Source organism: Methylocaldum sp., from assembly GCF_035627495.1.
In the GTDB taxonomy this organism is placed as follows: domain Bacteria; phylum Pseudomonadota; class Gammaproteobacteria; order Methylococcales; family Methylococcaceae; genus Methylocaldum.
This window is the reverse complement of the sequence record NZ_DASPLO010000122.1, coordinates 1-4,034: the sequence shown is the minus strand read 5'-3', so window position 1 is coordinate 4,034 and position 4,034 is coordinate 1. Positions and strand designations below refer to the sequence as shown.

4 protein-coding genes and 1 pseudogene are annotated in these 4,034 nt (G+C 56.0%); 3 read left to right on the top strand and 2 right to left on the bottom strand.

Annotated features, from left to right (window positions below; genetic code table 11):
- Positions 1-401: 401 nt before the first annotated feature.
- Together VEB01_RS09725 and VEB01_RS09720 are read left to right on the top strand one after the other, a co-directional pair.
- Positions 402-1,097: an IS630 family transposase gene (locus VEB01_RS09725; RefSeq protein ID WP_324874947.1), complete on the top strand. Its 696-nt coding sequence runs from the start codon at positions 402-404 to the stop codon at positions 1,095-1,097.
- A gap of 133 nt (positions 1,098-1,230) precedes the next feature.
- The gene (locus VEB01_RS09720) at positions 1,231-2,520 is read left to right on the top strand and encodes a DUF3422 family protein (protein WP_324874945.1); all 1,290 of its coding nucleotides are present in this window, start codon (positions 1,231-1,233) and stop codon (positions 2,518-2,520) included.
- A gap of 284 nt (positions 2,521-2,804) precedes the next feature.
- Here VEB01_RS09720 and VEB01_RS09715 read toward each other — a convergent pair whose 3' ends face one another.
- The gene (locus VEB01_RS09715; protein ID WP_324874943.1) at positions 2,805-3,014 is read right to left on the bottom strand and encodes a hypothetical protein; all 210 of its coding nucleotides are present in this window, start codon (positions 3,012-3,014) and stop codon (positions 2,805-2,807) included.
- A 535-nt stretch (positions 3,015-3,549) separates the two neighbouring features.
- Here VEB01_RS09715 and VEB01_RS09710 point away from each other — a divergent pair.
- Positions 3,550-3,684: a hypothetical protein gene (locus VEB01_RS09710; protein WP_324874941.1), complete on the top strand. Its 135-nt coding sequence runs from the start codon at positions 3,550-3,552 to the stop codon at positions 3,682-3,684.
- Positions 3,685-3,888: 204 nt separating this feature from the next.
- Here VEB01_RS09710 and VEB01_RS09705 read toward each other — a convergent pair.
- Positions 3,889-4,034 (bottom strand): annotated as a pseudogene (locus tag VEB01_RS09705) (IS630 family transposase); the annotation flags it as partial.

Here is a 4,034-nt window from a genome sequence, read left to right as displayed (position 1 = left end):
GGCTGCCCATTGCGATTCATGCTCGCCTTGATGCTCCCGCACCAGCCGAACGGCACGCTCCCTGACTTCCGGTGAATATTTTATCGATGTCTTCATAGCTCCATACTCTCAAAAGTTGGAGCCTCCGGGAAAGCCGGGGCGATTCAGCGAAGGCCATTGCGGAAATTTTAGAGGTGTACCCGACACGGTCTATCGCTGGGAGAGCCAAGTGCAGGCGAGTGGGGAGGAGGCGCTACAAGTCGCCAAGCGCGATCGGAAAGTGGGTGAAAAGCGGCATCTAAGTCTAGCGCAGGAGCTCGGACTCCAGCGACGGATTCGCCTAGACACCCGAGGTACTTGGCTTGCGGTTTGCGCTCTGTACGCGGCAGGCCGTGCAGGCGTTGATTTAGCAGGAGACCGGAGTGGCGATGCCGATTCGGACGGTGGAACTGTACTTGAAGCGGTGGGGTTTCACCCTGCAGAAGCCGCTTCAGAAGACGTATGAGCAGGACCCTCAGGCGGTGGCGCATTGGCTGCAAAACGAATACCCGGCGATCGCTGCCCGCGCGAAGGTGGAGGGGGCCGACATTCACTGGGGAGATGAGACGGGGATTGAACAGTATGAACAGCGGGAGCGGGGCTATGCACCGCCGGGCCAGACGCCGGAGGTAAAAAAGCCGGCCAAAAAGCTGCGGATGAACCTGATCTCCGTTATGACCCGTCAAGGAACGGTGCACTTCATGGTGTACGACGGGACGTTGACCGCGACGATGTTGATCCTGTTTTTGAGCCGTTTGATCCAGGGGTATTCGAAGAAGATTTTCCTGATCTTGGATCGTTTATGGGGCCACCGGAGCCAAGCGGTGCGCCGCTGGTTGGAGACCCGCCGGGATCGAATCGAGCTGTTTTACTTGGCGGCCTATTCGCCGGAATTGAATCCGGACGAGCTTTTGAATAGCGAGTTGAAGGGGAAACTGCATTCGGGATTACCTGCCCTGAACAAGGCAGGACTCAAGCGCAAAGCCCGGACCCATTTACATCGGTTACAGAAACAACCCGACCGCATCCGCCGCTATTTCAGACACCCCAAGATCGCTTATGCGGCGGCCGTCGTGTGATTCTGCTTTAGCTGCCAAGGCAATAAGACACCCCGATGGACCGCACAAAAACCTCAATGTGCTTTATGTATTTGATAAGCTTTTCACTCCACACTGATTATTGGTCTGATGATGAGAAATTAAGGGGCATATCATGATTCGCCTGAACCAACACCCTTTGCGAATCCGACTGCATGACGAAATCAACGCCCGCCCGTATGAGCCGCTGGAATCACCCGAGCGTATCTCTTACCTCGCGGTAGCGATGGATGAACAAAGCCGGGCCTTGGAATTTGCCCATCTCGCCGAACTTTGCCGGCATTTCGGGCAGGGACTCCCGGTGGGGGACGGGAAATGTTACAAGCTGCGGCTGGGCGAACTGCGTATCAAAGTGGAGCGCCACGAGGAGTTCACCCGTTACATGTTCATCCTGCGCGGGGCGGTCGCCGATCCATTCGCCGAAACGCCGATCGGTCTGATCCCAGCGGAGTGGGTGGAGCGAATTCCCGGTACGGTGCTGGTGGCCTCCCACACTGCCGTGTTGCCCGGTGCCGAGGCGGCGGACGGCGTGCTTCCCCAAAAGGCTGCCTACTGGTTTCCTGGCGGTACGGTGGTCGGTTCAAGTCTGGCCAATAATGCGGTTTCCGCCTTCAGCGACTTCCGCATCCATTCCGATGGATTTTCCCGCTGGATACTGATCGACCACTGTCGGCAGCCAGCGCAGGTGGGTCGGACGCTGCTGCGCCTGTTGGAAATCGATACCTATAGAATGCTGGCCCTGCTCGCTCTACCCATCGCCCGGGAACTGATACCGCAATTGCGGCAACGGGACCGGGAGCTGCATACCTTGGCACAGGCGGTGGCGGCAGGCAGTGAAAAGGCAGACGAGTCGCTTCTGGAGGAGTTGTCCCGGCTGGCAGTGGACGTGGAGAATCTGATTTCTAGCCACTATTACCGCTTCAATGCATCGCGGGCCTATTTCGGTCTAGTGGTGAACCGGCTGGAGCAGCTCCGAGAAGCCAGAATCGACGACATCTCCTCCCTGAGCGGCTTCCTTAACCGGCGCCTGGAGCCCGCCCGCAACACCTGCGAGTCGGTTTCGCGCTGGCTGGACGATCTTAGCACCCGCGTCACCAATGCCAGCCAATTGCTCCGAACCCGCGCCGACGTACGCCGCGAGCAGCAAAACCAAGCCCTTCTTGCGGCCTTAAACCGGCGCTCGCACTTGCAACTGCGCCTGCAGCAAACCGTGGAGGGGCTGTCCCTTGCGGCCATTACCTATGCCGGTGTCTCTCTGATCGGCATTTTGGGCCATGCCCTCTATAACAAGGGACTGTTTCCGTTTGATAGCGGCAGCCTCGAGGCTCTGGTCATGCCCTTCGTGGCCGCAGGCGTTTATCTCGGCACGCGGCATATTCGGGAAGCCGTGCGGGAGAGCAATTAGAAAGTAGACGTCCTGCTGGAGCGCTGGACCTCTCACAGTAGTGGAGCCCACGGAAAATGCGGCTTAAGCAAGTGAGATCGCCGACTAAACCCTGAGGATTCATCCCTCGTGTTGAGCCTCGCGATAGTCGAGTCAGCACAATTTCTAAAGGGCAAGCAAAAACGCGCGGTCTCGGAGAAGCAGCTCAGAGCGGCACAATATTGTGCCCCCGCTGATAAAAAACCCGGCCGAAGCCGGGTTTTTTTGCCTGCTGATTGGCCCGAAGAGGCCTAATCAGTGCCTCTTTATCGTTGTTCTGGTTGTTGGGGTTGCTGGATTTGCCGCTCCACTTCCTGTTTCGTCTCCTTATAAGCCTCATAAGGCACGCTCGCCATTTCTCGGCCTTTCAACAGAAAAACCCCAACGATCACCAGTATGATGAGCCCGCCGACATAAAACCAGAAGTAATCCTTCTTGGTTTCCTGCGGCTGTCCTTGTCCCGGTTGTTGTGCCATCTCGTTTACCTCCGTTGATGTCATAAGGTTCAAATCCATAACGCTGAACCGCTCAGCATGCCGTTAACGCCTCGGTTCGTCCGAGTCTGGAAAACGACAGCCGTAGTCTATTACCCTACGGAATCCGCTGTCAGGCAACTACGTAGAATTGCTTATACGAGGTCGTTTAAGCAAAGAACACCGGTGCGAACTCCGTCGGTATTGAAACTGGTCCGTCCGAGCGCCAAGGCCCTCACGTCATTGGGTGGGGCACGGAACGGCGGCCTCAAGCCCACAGCTCTTCATATCCCGCCGCGGTGCTGTAAGCGTTTTCGATAGTCGCACGAATCCGCTCGGGTTTTCTCTCCGAGCTTCATACATACGCCCCGGCTTGCAAGCAATAGTTGCCCGAAGATCTCAGGCTATAGATCGGAGGTTGTCCCCCAGCCTAAGAAATAAGAACTTAGTAAAGCTTCCGGTGTCACTCTAAGTGAGGCAAAGCATCGCTTTTTAGGGATGGAGCTTCACAACTGTTAATGTTAAAGGAGATAACCTTATGAAAAAGCTGATTGCCCTTGGCTTAATCACGGTCTCGCTAGCCCTCGGCGGTTGTCAGAACGAGACAACCCCGAGCAGTCCCGGTGGAAGCCCTGGCGCGCCACAACAAGGCGAAACTCCGGGCGAGCGCTAGTCCGAATTATTAATTTTCTAATCGCAAAATCAGAATTCCCTTTATTTTCAATAGACCTGCTTTAAACGGCAGGTCTTTTTTTGTCGTGCTAACGCCAGCCATGCCCGATTTGGGCACCAGTGAATTCACGGGGATCTTGTTGAAACCAGTATGCCTCGTGATCAGGTCAGGTTCGAGATATCCCAGACCGGTAAAGCACCGCGGCTAGAGTCCTGTCCCATTAATTCGCTGACATAATCGTTGAAGTTTGGCCAGGATGGAATCCGCCGTGGCGGTCCAGACGAAGGGTCGGCAGGACTGGTTGTAATGGGAGATGAAGTGGTCGATCTTGTTGACCAGATCCCGAACAC